This is a genomic window from Bordetella holmesii, from assembly GCF_020735985.1.
Taxonomy (GTDB): Bacteria; Pseudomonadota; Gammaproteobacteria; order Burkholderiales; family Burkholderiaceae_B; genus Bordetella; species Bordetella holmesii.
Window position 1 is genome coordinate 93611 of record NZ_CP085973.1, and the last position, 19550, is coordinate 113160.

A 19550-nucleotide genomic window follows, 5' to 3' on the forward strand; every position below is an offset into this window, starting at 1 on the left:
TCACAGACGACGCCGGGCGGCCGCCATCCACAGTTGCATGACATCGCGCGCGCGCGCGGTGAGGTAGTCGCTGGCATGCGTCAGGGCATGCTCCAAGGTGTGCGAGCCGGGCAGCAGGCTGAACGCGGCGGTGATACCCGCCGGGTGCAAGGCTTCGTAGCCTTCGCCCAGCGATCCGGCCAGGGCCACCACGGGCACTCCCGCCTGTTGGGCCAGGCGGGCGACGCCGGCCGGTGTCTTGCCGCGCAAGGTCTGCGCATCCATGCGGCCTTCGCCGGTGAAGGCCAGCGTGGCGCCTTGCAGCGCTTGCGCCAGGCCTCCCCGTTCGGCGACGAGTTCCACGCCCGGCCGAAACCGGGCGCGCAGAAACGCGTGCGCGGCAAAGCCCAGGCCGCCGGCGGCTCCGGCACCTGCGGTGTCGCGATGGTCGTGCCCCAGCGTGTGATGAGCGATAGTGGCCAGTTGGCCGAGTGCGGCGTCGAGTTGCGCGACCTGTTGAGGATTGGCGCCCTTCTGGGGGCCGAAGACATGCGCCGCCCCTTGCGGGCCGCACAGCGGATTGTCGACGTCGCAGGCGACGTGCACATCCAGGCTGGCCAGACGCGCATCCAGGCCGTCGAGGTCGATGCGGGCCAACGTTTGCAGCGCCGCGCCGCCGGGCGCGATCTCCTTGCCCTGGGCATCCAGAAAACGCGCGCCCAGCGCTCGTAGCATGCCGCTGCCGCCGTCGGTGGTGGCCGAGCCGCCCAGCCCCAGGATGAGTGTGCGGGCGCCGTCGTCCAGGGCCGCCAGGATCAATTGACCTACGCCATAGGTATCGGCGCCCAGCGGGTCGCGCTGCGCCGCGGCGATGCCTTCCAGGCCGGCGGCCGATGCCATTTCGATGACGGCCGTTGCGTCATCGAGCCAGCCCCATTGCGCCAAGGTGTCGCGGCCCAGCGCGTCGCGCACACGTGTCTGGCGGGCCTGTCCACCCGTGGCCGCCAAGACGGCCTCGACCGTGCCTTCGCCGCCGTCGGCCATGGGCACGAGCACGGTGTGAGCGCCGGGGCAGGCCTGCTTGACGCCGCGCTCGATGGCGCGCGCCGCGTCGGCGGCGCTGAGACTTTCCTTGAACGAATCCGGGGCAATGACGATCTTCACGGCCGCTCCTGTGTCGAGGCAAGCGGCCATGATACCCGCGTGCCTCGAGGCGGCGTACCATAGGGTTTCCTGTGGACTCCTCCCTGAGCGTATTCATGACTGTATTGCGCCGCACCAAAATTGTCGCAACCCTGGGGCCTGCCAGTTCAACACCGCAGATGATCGGCGCGCTGATCGACGCCGGCATGGACGTGGCCCGCTTGAATTTCTCTCATGGCAGCGCGGATGACCACCGCGAGCGCGCGCGCACGATACGCCGGCTGGCTGCCGAGCGCGGGCGCTTTGTGGCCATCATGGGCGATCTGCAGGGGCCGAAGATCCGCATCGCGCGGTTTGCCGACAAGCAGGTCACGCTGGCGGTGGGCCAGCCTTTCACGCTGTCGCGCACCCATCCCAAAGACGCCGGTAACGCCACCGTGGTCGGGATCGATTTTCCCGAGCTGGTGCATGACTGTCGGCCCGGCGACGAGCTCTTGCTCGACGATGGCCGCATCGTCCTGCAGGTGGATCGTGTCGTGGGTGACGAGGTCCACACCACGGTGACCGTGGGCGGCTCGTTGTCAAACAACAAGGGCATCAATCGGCGGGGAGGCGGAATCTCGGCGCCCAGCCTCACGGACAAGGATCGCGAGGACATCCGGCTGGCCGCCGAGCTGGCGCTGGACTACGTGGCGGTGTCGTTTCCGCGCTATGGCCATGATATCGACGAGGCGCGCGCCCTGGTGCGGGCGGCGGGCAGCGAGGCCTGGATCATCGCCAAGATCGAGCGCGCCGAAGCCGTTGCCGACGACGAGGCGCTGGATTCGCTCATCCGTGCCAGCGATGGCGTGATGGTGGGGCGCGGCGATCTGGGAGTGGAAGTCGGCGACGCCGAGCTGGTCGGTATCCAGAAACGCATCATCCAGCATGCCCGCACCCTGAACAAGCTGGTCATCACTGCCACGCAGATGATGGAGTCCATGATTTCCAGCCCGATGCCGACGCGCGCCGAGGTATCTGACGTGGCCAACGCGGTGCTGGATTACACCGATGCGGTCATGTTGTCGGCGGAAAGCGCGTCGGGGCAATACCCGGTGCAGGCGGTGCAGGCCATGGCCCGGATTTGCCTCGGGGCGGAAAAGCATCCGACCACCACGCATTCGCATCACCGTTTGGGCGAAACGTTCACGCGCTGCGACGAGACGATCGCGTTGGCGGCCATGTATGCGGCCAATCACTTTCCGGGCGTCAAAGCCATCATCGCCCTGACGGAAAGCGGGCATACGCCGCTGATCATGTCACGCATCCGCTCGGGCGTACCTATCTATTGCTACAGCCCGCATCCGTTGACGCAGAATCGCGCCGCGCTCCTGCGCGGGGTGTATACCGTGCCATTCGCGCCAGCCGACTACGAGCCGGCCGAGCTCAGCGACGCGGCCATCGAGGCGCTCAAGCAGCGTGGCCGCGTCGAGACCGGCGATTGGGTCATCCTGACCAAGGGGGACTTCTATCGCGACAGCGGCGGCACCAATGGCATGAAGATATTGCGCGTGGAGTGATCAGCCGAAAAACCAGTAGCACACGCCGATGGACGCCAGCACACCGGCCAGGTCGGCGATGAGCGCGCAGCCGACGGCGTGACGCGCGCGCATGATGCCCACCGAGCCGAAGTACACCGCCAGCACGTAGAAGGTGGTTTCGGTGCTGCCTTGCATGACGGCGGATAGCAGCGCCGGAAAACTGTCCACGCCGAAGTGCGCCATGGTTTCGAGCATCATGGCACGCGCGGCGCTGCCCGAAAACGGTTTGACCAGGGCGGTGGGCAGGGCGTCAACGAAGCGGGTGTCCCAGCCGGCCGACGCCGCCAGCCAGCGAATGCCATCGAGCAGGAAGTCCAGCGCGCCCGAGGCGCGCAGCACGCCGACGGCACACAGCATGGCCACCAGATAAGGAAGCAGATCGCGCGCGATACCGAAACCCTCTTTGGCGCCGGCGATAAAGCTTTCATAGACGGGGACTTTTTTGCATGCGCCGACCACCAGGAAGGCCACCAGCACGGCAAATAAGGTCAGATTCCCCAACAGCGACGACAGGGCGGCGATGGCGCTGGCGGACATGCCGGCCAGCAGCCCCATGAAGCCGCCAAGCAGCAAGGCGCTGCCGCCCAGCCAGGCCAGCACGACCGGATCCCAGAGCCTGAGCCGCTGGCAGACCGCCACGGCGAGCAGGCCGGCCAGCGTGGAGGCGCAGGTGGCAAGCAAAATGGGCAGAAAGACCAGCGTGGGGTCGGGCGAGCCCTGCTGGGCCCGGAACATGAACAGCGTGACCGGCAAGAGCGTCAGGGACGATGCGTTGAGCACCAGAAAGAGAATCTGCGCGTTGCTGGCGGTGTCGGGCCGCGGGTTGAGCGACTGCAGTTCACGCATGGCTCGCAGGCCGATGGGCGTGGCGGCATTGTCCAGGCCGAGGCCATTGGCCGCGAAATTGAGCGTGATCAGGCCGATGGCAGGGTGGTTGCGCGGTACGTCCGACATCAATCGCGCAAACAGCGGCCCGAGCAGCCGGGCCAACGTGCCGACCAGGCCGGCGACCTCGGCGATGCGCAAGAATCCCAGCCAAAGCGTCAGCGTGCCGAACAGCAGCACCATGACCTCGACCGAGACGCGCGCCATCTCGAACAGGCTGGCGACGATGGCACGGAACACGTCGGGCTCGCCCAGCCCGATCCAACGCACCAGGCCTGCGGCCGCGGCAACCAGAAAGAAAGCCAGCCAGAGTTTGTTCAGCATTGCTCACCAGGGAAGCAGGGGTGGCGCTATTGTCGCAGACCGCCATCGCGGCAGGTTTGTGCGAGGCCGTTCAAACTGGTAACTTGGTTACATAATCATGCTCCCGCGGAGGACAGCCATGAGTGTCAGATCACGCTTGGCGCAGTGGCGTCGCAAACGCATTTCCGAGCCCGCCTATCACTGGGCCCGGGCGGCGCTGCCAGGCCTGTCGGCCACAGAGCGCGAGGCCATCGAGGCGGGCGACGTCTGGTGGGACGGCGACCTGTTTACCGGCAACCCGGACTGGAACAAGTTGCTCGCGGTGCCCGCGGCCACGTTTACCGAACAAGAGCGCCAGTTCATCGCCGGGCCGGTAGCCCGCTTGTGTGCGCTGCTCGACGAATGGGAGATCGAGTGGAAGCGGCGGGATCTGCCTGCCGAGGTCTGGGATCTCATGCGGCGCGAGCGCTTCTTCGGTATGATCATCCCCAAGGAATACGGCGGACTGGGTTTTTCGCCTTACGCGCATTCCGAAGTCGTGCGACGCGTCTCCGCCTATTCGATCACCGCCGGCGTGACGATCATGGTGCCCAATTCGCTTGGCCCTGGTGAGTTGCTGCTGCAGTTCGGTACGGATGCGCAGCGCGAGTTCTGGTTGCCGCGGCTGGCCGATGGCCGTGAGATCCCCTGCTTCGGGCTCACCAGTCCGCAGGCCGGGTCCGATGCCGCGGCGATGACCGACGTCGGCGTGGTGTGCCGCCAGGTGATCGATGGGCAGGAGTTGTTGGGTATCCGCCTTAACTGGCACAAACGGTATATCACGCTCGGGCCGGTGGCCACGGTGCTGGGCCTGGCCTTCAAGTTGCGCGATCCGGACGGGCTGCTGGGCGGGCCGCAAGAGATCGGCATTTCGGTGGCCTTGGTGCCCACGGATGCGCCCGGGGTCGAAATCGGCCGTCGCCATCTGCCGTCCATGCAGGTATTTCAGAATGGCCCGAACCACGGCCGGGATGTCTTCGTGCCGATCGAAGCGCTCATTGGCTGCCCGGCCAAGGCCGGACACGGCTGGCAGATGCTGATGAGCGCGCTGGCGGCCGGGCGCGGTATTTCCCTGCCGTCGCTGTCGGCCGCCGGCGCGGTCATCAGCGCGCACACCTCGGGGATGTACGCGCGAGTGCGCCGCCAGTTCGGTATCCCGGTAGGACGGTTCGAGGGGGTGCAGGAGAAGCTGGCGCGCCTGGCGGGCCACGCCTATCTGATCGAGGCGGCCCGGCGGCTGACGTGCGCGGCGCTGAATCAAGGCCACAAACCGGCGGTGGTTTCGGCCATCATGAAATACCACGCGACGGAACGCATGCGCATGTCGGTCAACGACGCCATGGATATCCACGGCGGCAAGGCGGTGATCGACGGGCCGGGCAATTACCTCGGCGCGCTCTACCGCGCGCTGCCCATCGCCATTACCGTGGAGGGCGCCAACATCCTCACGCGCTGCCTCATCGTCTTCGGTCAGGGCGCCATCCGCGCCCATCCCTATTTGATGCGCGAGGTCATGGCGCTGGGAGAGACCGATCAGGCCGTAGGGCAGGCGCAATTCGAGCAGGCGTTCTGGTCGCATATGCGGCACAGCGGCATGACCTTTCTGCGCGCCTGGGGGCGTGCATGGACGGGGGGGCTGTTCGCACCCGCCCCGCCGGTGCGTGAGGTCAGCCGGTATTTCCGCCGGTTGAGCCGCTATTCAGCCGGGTTTGCCCTGCTGGCGGATGTTTCCATGGCGCTGCTGGGCGGTTCGCTGAAGCGGCGCGAAATGTTGTCCGCGCGACTGGGCGATATCCTGTCCGAGCTTTATCTGTTGTCGGCCCTGCTAAAGCGCTGGGACGACGAGGGCCGTTGCCACGCCGATCTGCCGCTGGTGGCCTGGGGGATGGAGGAGGGTTGCCTGCGCATCGAGCAGGCCATGGATCAGGTCCTGTCCAATCTGCCGCGCCGCGCCGCGCCGCGCCGCGGCCGTCGCGTTGCGCGCTGTCATCCTGCCCATGCGACTGGCGCGCGGGCCGAGCGATGCGCTCACACGCGAGTGCGCCAACGTGTTGCTGGAGCCTTCGGCCACGCGCGACCGGCTCAACGCCGATCTGCAGCGCGGGGGGGCAAAGACGCCATCGCCACGCTGGAGGAGGCCTTTGCGCGGGTGACGGCCTTGGGACCGTTGCGAGACCGGCTGCGGCGCGAGGGTGTCAAAGATTGGCGCCAGGCGCACCAGGCCGGGGCCATCAGCGACGAGGTCGCGGCCCAGATTCTGGCCGCCGAAGCGGCCGTGGCGGAAGTGGTCGCGGTCGACGACTTCGCGCCGGAAGAACTGACCGGCCAGACCGAAAGCCCGGCGCACCGCGCGCTCTGAGCCTGGATGGGCCTCAATCGTCCTGATTGGGGTCCATATCGGGGAACAGGATTTCGGTGTAGCCAAACTGCGAAAAATCCTGGATCCGCGAAGGATAGAGGCGGCCGATAAGATGGTCGCACTCGTGCTGAACCACGCGCGCGTGGAAGTCGCTGGCCTCGCGGTCGATGCGTTGGCCATCGGGATCGCTGCCCTGGTAGCGGATATGGCGGTAACGCGGCACCCGTCCGCGCAGGCCAGGTACCGACAGGCAGCCTTCCCAGCCGTCCTCCATCTCATCGGACAGCGGCGTGATGACCGGATTGCACAGCACGGTCTGGGGCACCGCCGGGGCGTCGGGGTAGCGTGGGTTGCGCTCGAAACCGAAGATCACCAGTTGCAGATCCACGCCGATCTGCGGCGCGGCCAGGCCGACGCCGTTGGCGGCGATCATGGTTTCGAACATGTCTTCGATCAGTTGCCGTAACGCAGCGCTGCCGAAGTCCGTCACCGGAGCGGCCACCCGCAGCAGGCGCGGATCGCCCATTTTCAGGATGGGGTGAATCATGGGTGTTAGTCCGCGCGGCCTTTTTTCTGGATGAATTCGATCTTGTAGCCGTCGGGGTCTTCGACGAAGGCGATGACCGTGGTGCCATGCTTCATCGGGCCGGCTTCGCGCGTGACCTTGCCGCCCTTGGCCTTGACCTTGTCACAGGCTTCGTAGGCGTTGTCGACTTCGAGCGCGACGTGGCCATAGCCATTGCCCAGATCGTACTGCTCGGTGTCCCAGTTGTGGGTCAGTTCGATGACGGCGCCTTCATCTTCGTCCTGGTAGCCGACGAAGGCCAGCGTGAAACGGCCATCGGGGTAGTCTTTCTTGCGCAGCAGGCGCATGCCCAGCACGTTGGTGTAGAAGTCCAGGGATTTTTCGAGATTGCCGACACGCAGCATGGTGTGCAGAAAACGCATATTTCTATCCTCAAGGCGAGCCGCGCCAAGCGCGGCGTTCAGACCCCAATCGTAACAGGGGGGCGCCGGATGCCGCGAGGGCTGCCGAATCGGCGCCCGCCTCGAGGGTTTTCCTAATCGGAGCCCAGTTGCAGTTTGCTGGGCTGGCATTTTTCGATGGACGATTTCAGTAGTGCGGCGCAGCGGAAGATGCCGTGGGCGAATTTGCCATAAGGCAGGGTCAGAAACAGCGCCATCACCACGCCCAGATGCACCGCCAGCATTATCCCCATCCAGCCCGTGTCGCGTAGCGCCAGCAGCAGCAGACCCAGGCCGCCGGCCGTGCCCAGGAGCACGGGCAGGCTGAAGAAGGGATACGGCGCGTGCAGGTCCAGCAGATAGTGGTAGAGGGTGGCGACGGAGGTCGCGGCAAAACACAGCATGAAGCCGTAGAAGGTGAAATGATGGAAACGCCGGCGAGCCAAGGTGAAGGCGTCGTCGGCCTCGTTGCAACCCTTGCCATGCCCGCCATCGAGGTATTTCAGCCGCAGTGCGTCGTGCGCCGCTTCGGCCACCGCCGGGCCGCTCGCCGCGCCGGGGCTGACATCGCGCCAGAAGCGGATCACACCCACGGCCAGCGCAACCACGGCGAAAGCGAACACCACGCCGAACATCAGCGCCAGCGTGTTGTGCGGGAAGATGGCGTAGAAGTTGCCGGCCAGGGGGGCGTGCAGCCAGCCGCCATTGATGCTCACCACCAGCACCAGAAACAGCGCCAGCGTCGCGGCCACGGCCAACGACAGGGTCAACCCATTGTGTTTGTACAGCGAACCCAACGCCTGAGGCCAGGCGTAGTCGGTATAGGTCTGCATGCGCACGCGCGCCATGGCCTGCGGCACGTTCACGCCGGATTCGTGTGGCGGCGCGTACTGGCAGGCATGCAGACAGGCGCCACAGTTGTGGCAGAGGTTGGCCAGGTAATTGACGTCGCCTTTGTCGAACTCCAGCCGGCGCGTCATGGCGGGAAAGACCGCGCAGAAGCCTTCGCAATAACGGCAGGCATTGCAGATCTGCATCATGCGTGCCACCTCGCTTTCGTCTGCGCTCATGCGCGCGCCCGCCGTGGTGGCATGCGCGACGAATGTCAGGGGTTGCGCGCTGGCGGGGGCGGCGCCGGTCAGTTCTGCCTGGCGGGCAAGGTGTTCAAGCTGCTGCACGATGGGCTCCTTCTTGGGCCAGGTCCCGCGCTGCCGCGGCGGCCCGGGTGCCGGCGATGCGGCCGAAGGCCGTGCCGATGGACATGCCGACACCGGCGGTATAGCCCTTGCCAAGCACATTGCCGGCCATCATCTCGCCGGCCACGAACAGGTTGTCGCTGGGTTTGCCGCCGAAACGCACGGCGGCGGTTTCGTCGACTTTCAGGCCCAGATAGGTGAAGGTGATGCCCGGCCGCAGCGCATACCCGAAGAAAGGGGCGGTGTCGATGGGGCGGGCCCAGTGTGTCTTGGCCGGTGTCAGGCCGTCGGTGTGACAGTCGTCCAGGCTGGTGTGGTCGAAGCGGCCGACGCGACAGGCCTGGTTGTAGGTGTCGATCGTGGCCACGAAACGCTGTGGGTCGAGTTGCAGTTTTTCGGCGAGTTCGGCCAGCGAGTTGGCGCGCACGCCCGGAAACACCGGTGGCATGAATCGGCCCACGGCCTTGGCGTCGATGATGGAGTAGGCGATCTGCCCGGGTTGCATGGCGACCAGGCGACCCCAGATGGCGTAACGCTTGGGCCAGAAATTCTCGCCCTCATCATAGAAGCGTTGCGCGTCGCGATTGAGGACCACGCCCAGCGAGACGCAGTCGATCCGCGTGCAGATGCCGCCGTCGTAGAGTGGCGCACGCGCATCGATGGCCACGCAATGGGATTGCGAGGGGTCGCCGATGATGTCCGCGCCCGCTTCCATCATGAACTTGAGCAGCACGCCCTGGTTAAAGCGTGTGCCGCGGATCAGGAAGTTGTCGGCCGGCCATTCGCCGCGCTCGTTCTGGCCCCAGGCTTGACGCATCCATTCGAGGTTGGACTCGAAACCGCCGGCGGCCAGCACGCAACTGCGCGCTTCGATGCGCTCGGCACCGATGCGGGCGGCCACGAAGCGGCCATCTTGCAGTTCCAGCGCGTCGACCGCAGCGTCATAGCGTATCTGCACCCCCAGTTTCTCGGCGCTGCGGTAATAGGCATTGACCAGCGCTTTGCCTCCGCCCATGAAAAAGGCATTGGTACGCGCTACGTGTAACGCGCCGGACAAGGGCGGTTGAAAGTTCACGCCATGGCTGCGCATCCAGTCGCGACAGGACGATGACGCGCGGATGACCAGGCGCGCGAGCTTTTCGTCGGTCATGCCACCGGTGACCTTAAGCAGGTCCTGCCAGTACTCTTCTTCGGGGTAGGCGTCGATGAGCACATCCTGGGCAGCGTCGTGCATGCAGCGCAGGTTGCGGGTGTGCTGGGAGTTGCCGCCGCGCCATTCCCGTGGCGCGGCCTCGAGCAGCAGCACACTGGCGCCGGCCTCGCGGGCCATCAGCGCCGCGCACAAAGCGGCGTTGCCGCCGCCGATCACGAGTACGTCTATCATGTTGTCGTCCATCTTCAGATGGTGGCGACTATAGGATGCGCGTTCAACGCCCGCCAGAAGGCGGCGGGCAATGCCTCTTCACGATTTGTGAAGGGTAGCGCCAGGCCATGCGCCGGCGCGCACCAGGTCGGCAGCCACCTGAGCCAGCAGGACCCTGACGGCCAATGCGGCCGGCGACAGTTCGTCGTCCGAGAGGCTGACCAGCAGATTGCTGCGAGCCAGTTGGCGGTCGCGGATCTGGCGGGTGGCCAAGGGGGCACCGCGCAGGCGCACGGTGGCCGCGCCGGGCTGGATCGTCGCGCCCAGGCCGGCCTCGACCAGTTCCATCAGGACATCCAGCCCGTCGATTTCGGCGACCAGGTCGGGCCGCTCATTGAAGCGGGCAAAGCCGTTGTTGACCAGTGCGCGCAGGCCATGGCTGTCGCTGGGCAGCAGCAGTGGCAGCCCCGTCAGATCGCGCAGCCGCACCCGCCCGGCCGGGGGCAGGCCGGGCATATCGTCGCGCGCAATCAGAAACAGGCTTTCGTCCAGCAGGGGCATGACGCTCCAGCGCCGGGCGGTTTCGGTCTGAAAGACGATGGCCAGGTCCAGCTGCCGTGCATTGAGCATCGTGGACAAATGGCCGGACAGGCTTTCGACCAGCCGCAGGCGTACATCCGGATAGCGCTGGCGCATGGCGCGCATGAACGGCAGCGCCAGCACCGAGGCGGTGGTCTGTACCAGTCCGATGCTGACGTGCCCGCTCAGGCGCGACTCGCGCGCGGCCTTCATGGCATCGTCGGCGTGGCGCAGCGACAGTTGCGCCTGCCGCAGAAAGGCCAGGCCGGCATCGGTCAGCACGACACCGGTGGAGGTGCGCGTGAGCAGGCGTGTGCTCAGCTCGCCTTCCAGCCGGCTGATCTGCTGGCTCAGGGCCGAGGTGACCACGCCCAGTTCGGTGGCCGCACGCCCCAGGCTGCCGCATTCGACGACCTTGACGAAGTAGCGCAGCTGGCGCAGTTCCATGGTGTCAGAACCGGGGCAGCGTGGCGGGATCGTGGCGGCGCAGGACTTTCTTGGCGGCTTCGAATCCGGGCAGGATGTGGCCGACTTCGGCCCAGAAATCCTGGCTGTGGTTCATCTCGCGCAGATGCGCGAGCTCGTGGGCGATGACGTAATCGATGATGTCGGGACTGAAGTGGATCAGACGCCAGTTGAGCATGATGTTGCCGTCGCTGGTGCACGACCCCCAGCGGGTGGCCGCCGACGACAGGCGCCAGCGGCGGATCTGCAGACCGGTGCGCATCAGGAAATGAGCCAGGCGCTCGCCAAAGAGGATGCCGGCACGTTGCTGCAGCCACGCTTGCGCGGCGCCGCGGATGCGCGAGGCGTCGGCGGTGGCCGGCAGCGGCAGCCAGAGCGTGGCACCATCGAGCGGGTTGGCGGCATCGCCGTCGAGATGGGCCTGCCGTCCGTCGGCCGCCAGACCGATGATGATGCGCTTGCCCAGGTAGGGCAGTTCGCCGCCGGCCTGCCAGCGAGTCTGCGACATCGCGAGCTGTTCGCGGCGGGCGTGCCAGTCGCGCAGCTTGGACAGTATCCAGCGTGCTTTTTCGCGCACGGCGTCGTCGATCTGGGCCAGTGTCACCCAGTTGGGCGCGGTCACCCGCAGGCCGTCGTCGGCGATGACGAAACCGATGCTGCGGCGGCGTGAGCGCAGCAGTACGAAACCGATGACTTGCTGTGGCGTTTGCACCTCGCGCCAGCGGGCGCCGGCGGGCAAGGGATCGGGGCAGGGGGTGGCAATGGAGGCAGACGGCGCGCCGGCGTCGAACGAGAGTTCGAGCTGATCAGCGCTGGTCATACCTTTCTGGACTGAGCGTGCGCATTTCCGCGTCGATCCAGGCATGGACCTTGGCGTTGAGTTCGTCAGGGGTGAGCCCTTGCGATGCGATGGCGGGCCCGAAGAAGACGGTGACCAGCCCGGGCCGCTTGACAAAGGCATTGCGGCGCCAGCATTCGCCGGCGTTCAAGGCGACCGGAATCACGGAGGCACCCGTGCGCGAGGCCAGCAGGGCGCCGCCCATCTTGAAGCGGCCCATCTGTCCTGGCGGCACGCGCGTGCCCTCAGGAAACAGCAGCGGCCAGCGGCCGTCGTCCAGGCATTTCTGCCCTTCTCGCACGACTTGCTCGAAGGCGTCACGGCCTTTGGCGCGGTCGATGGGAATCATGCGCAGCAACGCCAGACTCCAGCCGAAAAAAGGCACCCAATGCAGCGATTTCTTGTAGACGAAGCACACCGGACGCGGCATGTGCCCCGGGAAAAACAGGGTTTCCCAGGCCGATTGGTGTTTGGACAAAAGCACGATGGGGCCGTCGGGAAGGTTTTCCCAGCCTTTGACCTGCCAACGGATACCGCAGATCACCTTGGCGCCCCAGATTGCCAGGCGCGGCCAACCCACGGTCAGCCTGTAGCGCAGACGCAGCGGCAGCGGCGCCCAGAGAATGCAGGCAAACGCGTAGGGGATGACCGTGACGGACAGGAACACCATGTAGAGAAACGAGCGCAACCAGGCCATGGCTTATTCGTCCTGCAAAAGAAGGTCGACCACTTCGCCCAGATGGGCGCCGACCCGCGTGCCCTCGGGCAGGTTGCCTTTGGCGCGGGTCTTCTCGCCGTTGCCGGTCAGCACGAGCCAGGGCGAGCAGCCGGCCGACGCGCTGGCCTGCAGGTCGCGCAGCGAGTCGCCCACCGCGGGCACGCCGTTCAGATCGGCGTCGTAGCGCAGGGCGATGTCGTGCATCATGCCCGGCCGCGGTTTGCGGCAGGCGCAGCCATCTTCCGGTCCATGCGGGCACAGAAAAATCGCGTCGATGCTGCCGCCCAGCGCGGCCAGTTGACGGCGCATCTTGATATGGATGGCGTTGAGCGTGTCCATGTCGAACAGCCCGCGCGCCAACCCCGACTGGTTGGTGGCCACGACCACCCTCCAGCCCGACTGACTCAGGCGGGCGATGGCTTCCAGGCTGCCTGGCAAAGCCACCCATTCGTCAGGGGATTTGACGAAGGCGTCGCTGTCGCGGTTGATGACCCCGTCGCGGTCCAGGATGATGAGTTTCACTGCGCCAGCCTGGAGATGTCAGCGACCTGGTTCATCAGGCCATGCAGTTGCTTGAGCAAGGCCAGGCGATTGGCGCGCAGCGCCGGATCGTCGGCCATCACCATGACGTCGGCAAAAAAGGCGTCCACGGGTTGGCGGGCCTGGGCCAGCGTGCGCAGGTTGCCGGCGAAGTCGCCCGCAGCCAGTTGTGCGCCGGCCTGCGGGCCGAGCGTGGCGATGGCTTCGGCCAGGGCTTTCTCGGCCGCATCGGCCAACCGTGCGTTGTCGACGGCGCCGATGTCGCCTTCGGCCTTTTTCAGCAGGTTGCCGATGCGCTTGTTGGCCGCAGCTAGGCTGGCGGCTTCGGGCATCTGGCTGAACGTCGTGACGGCGCGCACACGGTCTGCGACCTGATGCAGCGGCGGCGTGAGCGCGATCACGGCTTCGACGGCGTTGCGATCATGCTCGGCGATCAGTTGATTGCGGTAGCGTTCATAGATGAATGCCTGTACTTCGGGCAGGGTGCTGGCGGGCACTTTGCCGGCCGGGAAGCTCGCGCCGGCCAGCCCCAGCAGGCTGGTGAGCGACAGCGGGCCGTTCTCGCTGATCTTGAGCCAGCCGCCGGCGGCCAGTTGCTCGAATGCGCTGATCAGGCCCAGCGCGGCGCGGCGCAGGCCGAAAGGATCGCGCTCGCCGGTGGGCGCCAGGCCGATGGCCCAGATGCCGACCAGGGTTTCGGCCCGCTCGGCGATGAACAGGACCGCGGCAGTCAGGGTCTCGGCCGTGACCGGGCTGTCGTAGCGGTTGCGGTACTGCGTGCGCAGCGCTTCGACCACCTCGGCGGGCTCGCCGTCACCGGCGGCGTAGTACGCGCCCATGACGCCTTGCAGCTCGGGGAATTCTCCCACCATGTTCGAGCCCAGGTCGGCCTTGGCCAGCAGCGCGGCGCGGTCGCTTGCGGACACGTTCGCGCCCAGGGCTTCGGCCACGCCACGCGCGATGGCGCGCACGAGGTCGACGCGTTCGAGCTGGGTGCCCAGCTTGTTGTGATAGACGATGCTGCCCAGCGGCTCGACGCGTGCGGCCAGGGGCACCTTGCGGTCGGTCTCGAAGAAGAATTGCGCATCGGCCAGCCGTGGCCGCACGACACGCTGATTGCCTTCGACGATGTTGACGGGGTCGGCGACTTCCATGTTGCTGACGATCAGGAAGCGGTGGGTGAGCTTGCCCGTGGCCGGATCGAACAGCGGAAAATATTTCTGGTTCAGGCGCATGGTGAGGATCAGGCATTCCTGCGGAACCTGCAGGAATTGTTCCTCGAACTGGCCCACGTAAACGGTGGGGTGTTCGACCAGGGCCGTGACTTCGTCAAGCAGCGCCGCCACTTCGGGGTCATTGCCCAACGTGGCCGACAGGCGGGTGGCCTGCGTCTGCAGTTGCTGGTCGATATCGGCGCGGCGTTTCTCGAAGGACGCCACCACGCGCGCCTGCGCCAGCGTGGGCTCGTAGGCGTCGGCCTGCGAGATCACGACGTCGCCTTCGCTCATGAAGCGGTGGCCCAACGTGTTGCGGCCGGCCTGAAGGCCCAGGGCCGACACCGGAACGATGTCCGCGCCAAAGAGGGCGATCAGGCGGTGGGCGGGGCGCACGAACTTCACGCTGCTGACGCCGTCGGCCAACTGATAGCGCATCACTTTGGGGATGGGCAGTCCGGTGAGGGCCGTGTCCAGGCCCTCCTGCAGGCCGGCGGCCAACTGGGCGCCGGGCGCGGTGCCACGGGCGATCAGGTAGTCCTGCTTGCCATCGGATTCGCGTTCCAGCGTGGCGGGGTTGAGATGCTCCAGACCCTTGGAGGCCAGTTTCTTGATCAGCGCGGGGGTGGCCTTGCCGTCTTCGGTCAGGCCGATCTTGGCTGGCATGAGCTTTTCGGCATAGGCCTGGTCGGGGGCTTGCGCCCGTACGGCGGACAGATGCACGGCCAGCCGGCGCGGTGTGGCGTAGGCGGTGACCTGGCAGTCCGGGGCCAGCAGGCCCAGGCGGTCCAGCGTGGCGCGCACGCCTTCAGCGAAGGACTGTCCCAGGCGATTCAAGGCCTTGGGCGGGAGTTCCTCGGTCAGCAGTTCAACCAGCAGGGGGCGGATAGTGGTGGTCATGTCAGGCAGCCTCCCCGGCGGGGGCGCTGCCGCCCAGCATGGGAAAGCCCAGTCGTTCACGGGAGTCGTAGTAGGCCTGCGCGACGGCGCGCGACAGGTTGCGGATGCGGCCGATATAGGCGGCACGCTCGGTCACGCTGATGGCGCCACGCGCATCGAGCATGTTGAAGGTGTGGGCGGCTTTCAGCGCGGCCTCGTAGGCCGGCAGGGCCAGCGGCACGTCCATCAGGCGTTTGGCCTCGGCTTCGTAATCGTTGAAATGTGCGAACAGCATCTCGGCCGAGGAGTGCTCGAAGTTGTAGGTGGATTGCTCGACCTCGTTCTGGTGGAACACGTCGCGGTACAGCACGCGGCGGCCATTGGCGCCTTCCGTCCAGACCAGGTCGTATACGCTTTCGACACCTTGCAGATACATGGCCAGACGCTCCAGGCCATAGGTGATCTCGCCGGTCGTGGGCGTGCAGTCCAGCCCGCCGACCTGCTGAAAATAGGTGAATTGGGTGACTTCCATGCCATTGAGCCAGACTTCCCAGCCCAGGCCCCAGGCGCCCAGCGTGGGATTTTCCCAGTCATCCTCGACGAAACGGATGTCGTGCTCGGCCGGATTGATGCCCAGGGCCTTGAGCGAACCGATGTAGAGATCCAGGATTTCAGGCGGCGCCGGCTTGAGCACGACCTGATACTGGTAGTAGTGCTGGAGGCGGTTGGGATTTTCGCCGTAGCGGCCATCCTTGGGGCGGCGCGAGGGCTGGACATAGGCGGCGCGCCAGGGTTCCGGCCCGATGGCGCGCAGAAAGGTCGCCGTGTGCGAGGTACCGGCGCCGACTTCCATGTCATAGGGCTGCAGCAGGGCGCAACCTTGTTTGTCCCAGTACTCCTGGAGCGTGAGGATGATTTGCTGAAAGGTAAGCATAGAAGTTGGAAATTGGGGCGCGTTGGGCGCGCCGCCCGCCAGCGTGGAAAACCCGGCATTTTAACTGGCCTTGGCGCCGGGGGTGGGCCGGCAGCGTTTTGCCGGCCGCCGGCGCGTTCGCGACAGGGGACGGGTCTGGCTAGAATAGCCGCTGCCCGTCCGCAGGCTTTTGCCGTTCACCTTGCCGCCTACCGTGCCCGATACCGATCCCGATTCTGATTTCCGGCTGCGCGCCATCGCCATCCCCGCCTTTGGCCCTTCCTTGCTCTACGGGGTGAGCAACGGCGCCATTTTGCCGGTGATCGCGCTGAGTGCCCGCGATCTGGGCGCGTCGATGGCCGCCTCGGGTTTCATCGTGGCGCTGGTGGGCGTGGGGTCGCTGGTGAGCAATATTCCCGCCGCGCTGTTTACGGCGCGTCATGGCGAGCTCCGGTCGATGGTGGCGGCATCGCTGGTCAGCGCCGTGGCCATGTTGCTCTGCATTTTCGCCTCCTCGATCTGGGCGCTGGCTGCCGGCGTGTTCATGGTGGGGGTGGCGTCGTCGGTGTTCCTGTTGGCACGCCAGGGGTATATGGTGGACGCCGTGCCCGTCTGGATGCGGGCTCGCGCCTTGTCCACGCTGGCCGGCACCATGCGTATCGGCGTGTTCGTCGGGCCATTCGCCGGCGCGGCGTTGATACATCTGATCGATCTGCAGGGCGCCTACTGGGTGGCGCTGGTGGCCGTGTTGGGCGCGGGCGCCATCGCGGCGGTCGCGCCCGATATGAAAACCCCGGCCGCAGCCGGGGCGGTGCCGCTTGCCCGCCCGCGTATGCATGAGGTGTTTCGCGCCCATCGCCAGGTCTATCTCACGCTTGGGTTGGGCATTTTGCTGGTGAGCGCCGTGCGGGCATCGCGCCAGGTGGTCATCCCCTTATGGGCGGATCATCTGGGGATAGACGCGGCGGTCACGTCCTTGATTTATGGGCTGGTTGCCGCCGTGGACATGTCGGTGTTCTATCCGGCAGGCGTGCTGATGGACCGCCGCGGGCGGCGCGCCGTGGCGCTGCCGTCGGCGCTGATGATGGGGCTGGCATTTATCGGCATCGCGTTGTCAGGGGGGACGGTGGCCTTTGTCGTCACGGCCATGCTGCTGGGCCTGGGCAATGGCATCAGTTCCGGTATCGTGATGACCCTGGGCGCCGACGCCTCGCCCGCGCATGGCCGCACCGAGTTTCTGGGCATATGGCGCTTTATGGCAGACCTGGGCAGCAGCCTCGGCCCGGTGCTGCTGTCTGCCCTGACCGCGTTGGTGTCGCTGGCTGCCGGGGTGGCGGCCATGGGCGCGCTGGGTCTGGCCGCTGCGGCGGTATTCTGGCGTCGCCTGCCGCGCGGGCCGGCTCAGCGGTAGCGTTCTGCCCGGGCCAGCAGTTCGGGTGTGCCGATGACGTCATTGAGCTGGTCGAAGTCCAGCATCTGCGAGCGCCAGGCGGCGGTGCTGCCCTGGGCCAGCAGGCTGCCGTAATAGCCTTGCAGGGTGTGGGCGACGGCCCGCGCGGTGCCACCCGGGAAAATCACGATCTGGAAGCCGCGGGCGGCCAGAGCCTGGGCGCTTTCTATCGGCGTTTGACCGCCTTCGACCATGTTGGCCAGCAACGGTACCCGGCCGGCAAACTGCGCGCAGGCGGCATCCATCTGGGCGGGCGAGCGCAAGGCCTCGATGAACAGGGCGTCCACGCCGCAGTTCAGATAGCGCTCGGCGCGTTCGAGGGCCGCCTCCAGCCCCTCGACGGCCACCGCATCGGTGCGTGCCAGGATCAGCGTATCGTCGTTCTGCCGGGCGTCGAGCGCGGCGCGCAGCTTGCCGCACATCTCGTCAGCCGAGACGAGCGACTTTCCCTCCAGATGGCCGCAACGCTTGGGGAAGTCCTGGTCTTCGAGCTGAATCATGGCCGCGCCGGCGCGCTCCAGCCCGCGTACGGTGCGCTGGACGTTGAGCGCATTGCCAAAGCCGGTATCGGCGTCGACGATGACCGGGCAGCGCACGCGCTCGGTGATGCGGCCCAGCACGGACTCGACCTCGCTGTAGGTGGTCAGGCCGACGTCCGAACGCCCGAGCCGGCTATAGGCGATGGAGGCTCCCGACAGATACAGGGCGTCAAAGCCGGTTTGCTCAGCGATCAGGGCGGACAGCGCGTCATAAACGCCGGGAGCCAGCAAGGCCTGGCCCGTTCGCAGACGGGATTTCAATGCGGAAGAAGTCATAGGGCACTCATGGGATGGCGGGGCAGGCTGCCGTCTGCCAGACGGCGTTTGAGTTGCATCAGCAGGCCTCCGGCCTGCACCATATCGAGCAGGAAGTCGGGCACGGGTTCGCAGGGCAGAACGGTGCCGTCGACCTTGCGCACGCATTGGCCGGGCAGGTCCAGTTCGATCGAGTCGCCGGCCGCAATCTCGTGGGCCCGTGCGCAGGTCAGCAGCAGCAACCCGACGTTGAAAGCATTGCGAAAATACAGGCCGCTGTAACTGGGGGCAATGACCGCACGCAGCCCGAGTTGCACCAAGGCGGAGGCGGCCTGTTCGCGCTGGCTGGCGGGCGCCACCAGCAGGTGCACCTGAGGGGGCACACGGCGGCCGCGCAGGACACTGGCTGCGGCGCGCAGATCATCCAGTTTGGCGCCCGTGCATGCGCCGATGTAGGCGACCTGGACGGGCGTATCGGGGTAGTCGTAGACCGGCGCGGTGTTGGCCGGGCTGTGCGGCGCGGCGACCTGAGGCGCCAATGTGCTGGCGTCGAACTCATGCCAATGCGCCGGCGCGCCGGTGTCGGATCGCCAGTGCGCGATGTCGGTCAGCGCGGCGCCGGCGTCGTGCAGATAGGCCTGCGTGACGGCGTCCGGCGCGATCAGGCCGGCTTGCGCGCCCATCTCGGCCGAGAGGTTGGACAGTGTCATGCGTTCGCGCATCGAGAGGGCGCCGACGGCTTCGCCACAGAATTCAACGGCCTGATAGCGCCCGCCGTTCATGCCGTAGCGGCCGATCAGATAGAGCATCATGTCCTTGGCCATCACCCCGGGCGCGAGGCGTCCGTGCCAGCACATCATCAGGGTTTCGGGCACGCGCATCCAGATCTCGCCGCTGCTGACCACGCCCAGCATCTCCGTGCTGCCTACGCCGAACATATAGGCCCCGAACGCGCCGCCGGTCGGCGAGTGCGAGTCACCGCCGACGCAGAACATTCCGGGTCGGATATGGCCATGTTCGGGCAGCACGACGTGGCAGATGCCGACCGAGTCGTAGACGTGCGGCAGGCGCTGCTCCTGCGCCCAGTCGCGCGCGATGCGGACGATGCGGCGCGATTCGTCGTCGGCTTCCGGCACATAGTGGTCCATGACCAGCACCACCTTGTTGCGGTCCCACAGGCCGGTGTCCAGATCCTGCAACATGGGCTGCAGGCGCCGTGGGCCGCTGGAATCGTGGAACATGGCGAGAGCGACCTTGCAGGTGATGATTTCGCCGGGAAGGGCCGCGTCGCGTCCGGCGGCGGCGGCCAGCAGCTTCTGGGCCAGGGTCTGGGCAGTCATAGACGGA

General features: G+C 66.6%; 17 protein-coding genes. 3 read left to right on the forward strand and 14 right to left on the reverse strand.

Going from position 1 to position 19550, the window contains the following annotated elements; translation table 11 throughout:
• Entirely contained in the window at positions 1-1143 is a 1143-nt protein-coding gene (locus LK440_RS00445) for a glycerate kinase (RefSeq protein WP_005016569.1), read from the reverse strand.
• Between the two features lie 95 nt (positions 1144-1238).
• Here LK440_RS00445 and pyk point away from each other — a divergent pair, with 95 nt between their 5' ends.
• Complete coding sequence (pyk, locus tag LK440_RS00450; RefSeq protein ID WP_005016566.1) at positions 1239-2681, forward strand: pyruvate kinase; 1443 nt, start codon at positions 1239-1241, stop codon at positions 2679-2681.
• On the opposite strand, the gene LK440_RS00455 is transcribed toward pyk, so the two are convergent.
• Positions 2682-3911 (reverse strand): nucleoside recognition domain-containing protein, encoded by a 1230-nt coding sequence (locus LK440_RS00455; RefSeq protein ID WP_005016565.1) that lies wholly within the window; start codon positions 3909-3911, stop codon positions 2682-2684.
• Positions 3912-4029: 118 nt separating this feature from the next.
• Here LK440_RS00455 and LK440_RS00460 point away from each other — a divergent pair, with 118 nt between their 5' ends.
• A complete protein-coding gene (locus LK440_RS00460) occupies positions 4030-6288 on the forward strand; it encodes an acyl-CoA dehydrogenase (RefSeq protein ID WP_005020201.1) in 2259 nt (752 codons plus the stop codon).
• 13 nt (positions 6289-6301) lie between these two features.
• Here LK440_RS00460 and def read toward each other — a convergent pair whose 3' ends face one another.
• The 10 genes from def to glyQ all read right to left on the reverse strand — a co-directional run bounded on the left by def (position 6302) and on the right by glyQ (position 15980).
• The gene (gene def, locus LK440_RS00465; RefSeq protein ID WP_005016562.1) at positions 6302-6835 is read right to left on the reverse strand and encodes a peptide deformylase; all 534 of its coding nucleotides are present in this window, start codon (positions 6833-6835) and stop codon (positions 6302-6304) included.
• A gap of 5 nt (positions 6836-6840) precedes the next feature.
• Positions 6841-7236 (reverse strand): lactoylglutathione lyase, encoded by a 396-nt coding sequence (gene gloA, locus LK440_RS00470; protein ID WP_005016560.1) that lies wholly within the window; start codon positions 7234-7236, stop codon positions 6841-6843.
• Between the two features lie 113 nt (positions 7237-7349).
• Positions 7350-8432: a tricarballylate utilization 4Fe-4S protein TcuB gene (gene tcuB, locus LK440_RS00475; protein WP_005016559.1), complete on the reverse strand. Its 1083-nt coding sequence runs from the start codon at positions 8430-8432 to the stop codon at positions 7350-7352.
• Complete coding sequence (tcuA, locus tag LK440_RS00480; RefSeq protein ID WP_005016557.1) at positions 8419-9834, reverse strand: FAD-dependent tricarballylate dehydrogenase TcuA; 1416 nt, start codon at positions 9832-9834, stop codon at positions 8419-8421. Before tcuA ends, tcuB begins: the two co-directional genes overlap by 14 nt.
• 78 nt (positions 9835-9912) lie before the next feature.
• Positions 9913-10839 (reverse strand): LysR family transcriptional regulator, encoded by a 927-nt coding sequence (locus LK440_RS00485; protein ID WP_005016555.1) that lies wholly within the window; start codon positions 10837-10839, stop codon positions 9913-9915.
• A 4-nt stretch (positions 10840-10843) separates the two neighbouring features.
• Positions 10844-11677: a M48 family metallopeptidase gene (locus tag LK440_RS00490; protein WP_005016554.1), complete on the reverse strand. Its 834-nt coding sequence runs from the start codon at positions 11675-11677 to the stop codon at positions 10844-10846.
• A complete protein-coding gene (locus tag LK440_RS00495) occupies positions 11664-12392 on the reverse strand; it encodes a lysophospholipid acyltransferase family protein (RefSeq protein ID WP_005016551.1) in 729 nt (242 codons plus the stop codon). Before LK440_RS00495 ends, LK440_RS00490 begins: the two co-directional genes overlap by 14 nt.
• Before the next feature lie 3 nt (positions 12393-12395).
• Entirely contained in the window at positions 12396-12935 is a 540-nt protein-coding gene (gene gmhB / locus LK440_RS00500; RefSeq protein WP_005016549.1) for a D-glycero-beta-D-manno-heptose 1,7-bisphosphate 7-phosphatase, read from the reverse strand.
• Positions 12932-15067 carry a glycine--tRNA ligase subunit beta gene (gene glyS, locus LK440_RS00505; RefSeq protein WP_005016548.1) on the reverse strand — a complete coding sequence of 712 codons (2136 nt, stop codon included), beginning with the start codon at positions 15065-15067 and terminating at the stop codon, positions 12932-12934. The genes gmhB and glyS overlap by 4 nt, the downstream gene beginning before the upstream one ends.
• Before the next feature lies 1 nt (position 15068).
• Positions 15069-15980 (reverse strand): glycine--tRNA ligase subunit alpha, encoded by a 912-nt coding sequence (gene glyQ, locus LK440_RS00510; RefSeq protein WP_005016546.1) that lies wholly within the window; start codon positions 15978-15980, stop codon positions 15069-15071.
• 169 nt (positions 15981-16149) lie between these two features.
• Here glyQ and LK440_RS00515 point away from each other — a divergent pair, with 169 nt between their 5' ends.
• On the forward strand, positions 16150-17370 hold the full coding sequence (locus tag LK440_RS00515) for an MFS transporter (RefSeq protein ID WP_005016544.1): 1221 nt from the start codon (positions 16150-16152) through the stop codon (positions 17368-17370).
• Here the strand turns inward: LK440_RS00515 and LK440_RS00520 are convergent.
• Positions 17361-18224 (reverse strand): isocitrate lyase/PEP mutase family protein, encoded by an 864-nt coding sequence (locus LK440_RS00520; RefSeq protein WP_005016543.1) that lies wholly within the window; start codon positions 18222-18224, stop codon positions 17361-17363. The two genes, LK440_RS00515 and LK440_RS00520, sit on opposite strands and share 10 nt — an antisense overlap.
• Positions 18221-19543 (reverse strand): aconitase/3-isopropylmalate dehydratase large subunit family protein, encoded by a 1323-nt coding sequence (locus tag LK440_RS00525; RefSeq protein WP_005016540.1) that lies wholly within the window; start codon positions 19541-19543, stop codon positions 18221-18223. The genes LK440_RS00520 and LK440_RS00525 overlap by 4 nt, the downstream gene beginning before the upstream one ends.
• Positions 19544-19550 lie beyond the last annotated feature (7 nt).

Excerpts from the sequence above, each read along its gene's own strand:
- pyk (WP_005016566.1), top strand. The coding sequence starts at position 1,239 with ATGACTGTATTGCGCCGCACCAAAATTGTCGCAACCCTGGGGCCTGCC.
- LK440_RS00455 (WP_005016565.1), bottom strand. The coding sequence starts at position 3,911 with ATGCTGAACAAACTCTGGCTGGCTTTCTTTCTGGTTGCCGCGGCCGCA.
- LK440_RS00460 (WP_005020201.1), top strand. The coding sequence starts at position 4,030 with ATGAGTGTCAGATCACGCTTGGCGCAGTGGCGTCGCAAACGCATTTCC.
- def (WP_005016562.1), bottom strand. The coding sequence starts at position 6,835 with ATGATTCACCCCATCCTGAAAATGGGCGATCCGCGCCTGCTGCGGGTG.
- gloA (WP_005016560.1), bottom strand. The coding sequence starts at position 7,236 with ATGCGTTTTCTGCACACCATGCTGCGTGTCGGCAATCTCGAAAAATCC.
- tcuA (WP_005016557.1), bottom strand. The coding sequence starts at position 9,834 with ATGATAGACGTACTCGTGATCGGCGGCGGCAACGCCGCTTTGTGCGCG.
- LK440_RS00485 (WP_005016555.1), bottom strand. The coding sequence starts at position 10,839 with ATGGAACTGCGCCAGCTGCGCTACTTCGTCAAGGTCGTCGAATGCGGC.
- LK440_RS00490 (WP_005016554.1), bottom strand. The coding sequence starts at position 11,677 with ATGACCAGCGCTGATCAGCTCGAACTCTCGTTCGACGCCGGCGCGCCG.
- LK440_RS00495 (WP_005016551.1), bottom strand. The coding sequence starts at position 12,392 with ATGGCCTGGTTGCGCTCGTTTCTCTACATGGTGTTCCTGTCCGTCACG.
- glyS (WP_005016548.1), bottom strand. The coding sequence starts at position 15,067 with ATGACCACCACTATCCGCCCCCTGCTGGTTGAACTGCTGACCGAGGAA.
- glyQ (WP_005016546.1), bottom strand. The coding sequence starts at position 15,980 with ATGCTTACCTTTCAGCAAATCATCCTCACGCTCCAGGAGTACTGGGAC.
- LK440_RS00520 (WP_005016543.1), bottom strand. The coding sequence starts at position 18,224 with ATGACTTCTTCCGCATTGAAATCCCGTCTGCGAACGGGCCAGGCCTTG.
- LK440_RS00525 (WP_005016540.1), bottom strand. The coding sequence starts at position 19,543 with ATGACTGCCCAGACCCTGGCCCAGAAGCTGCTGGCCGCCGCCGCCGGA.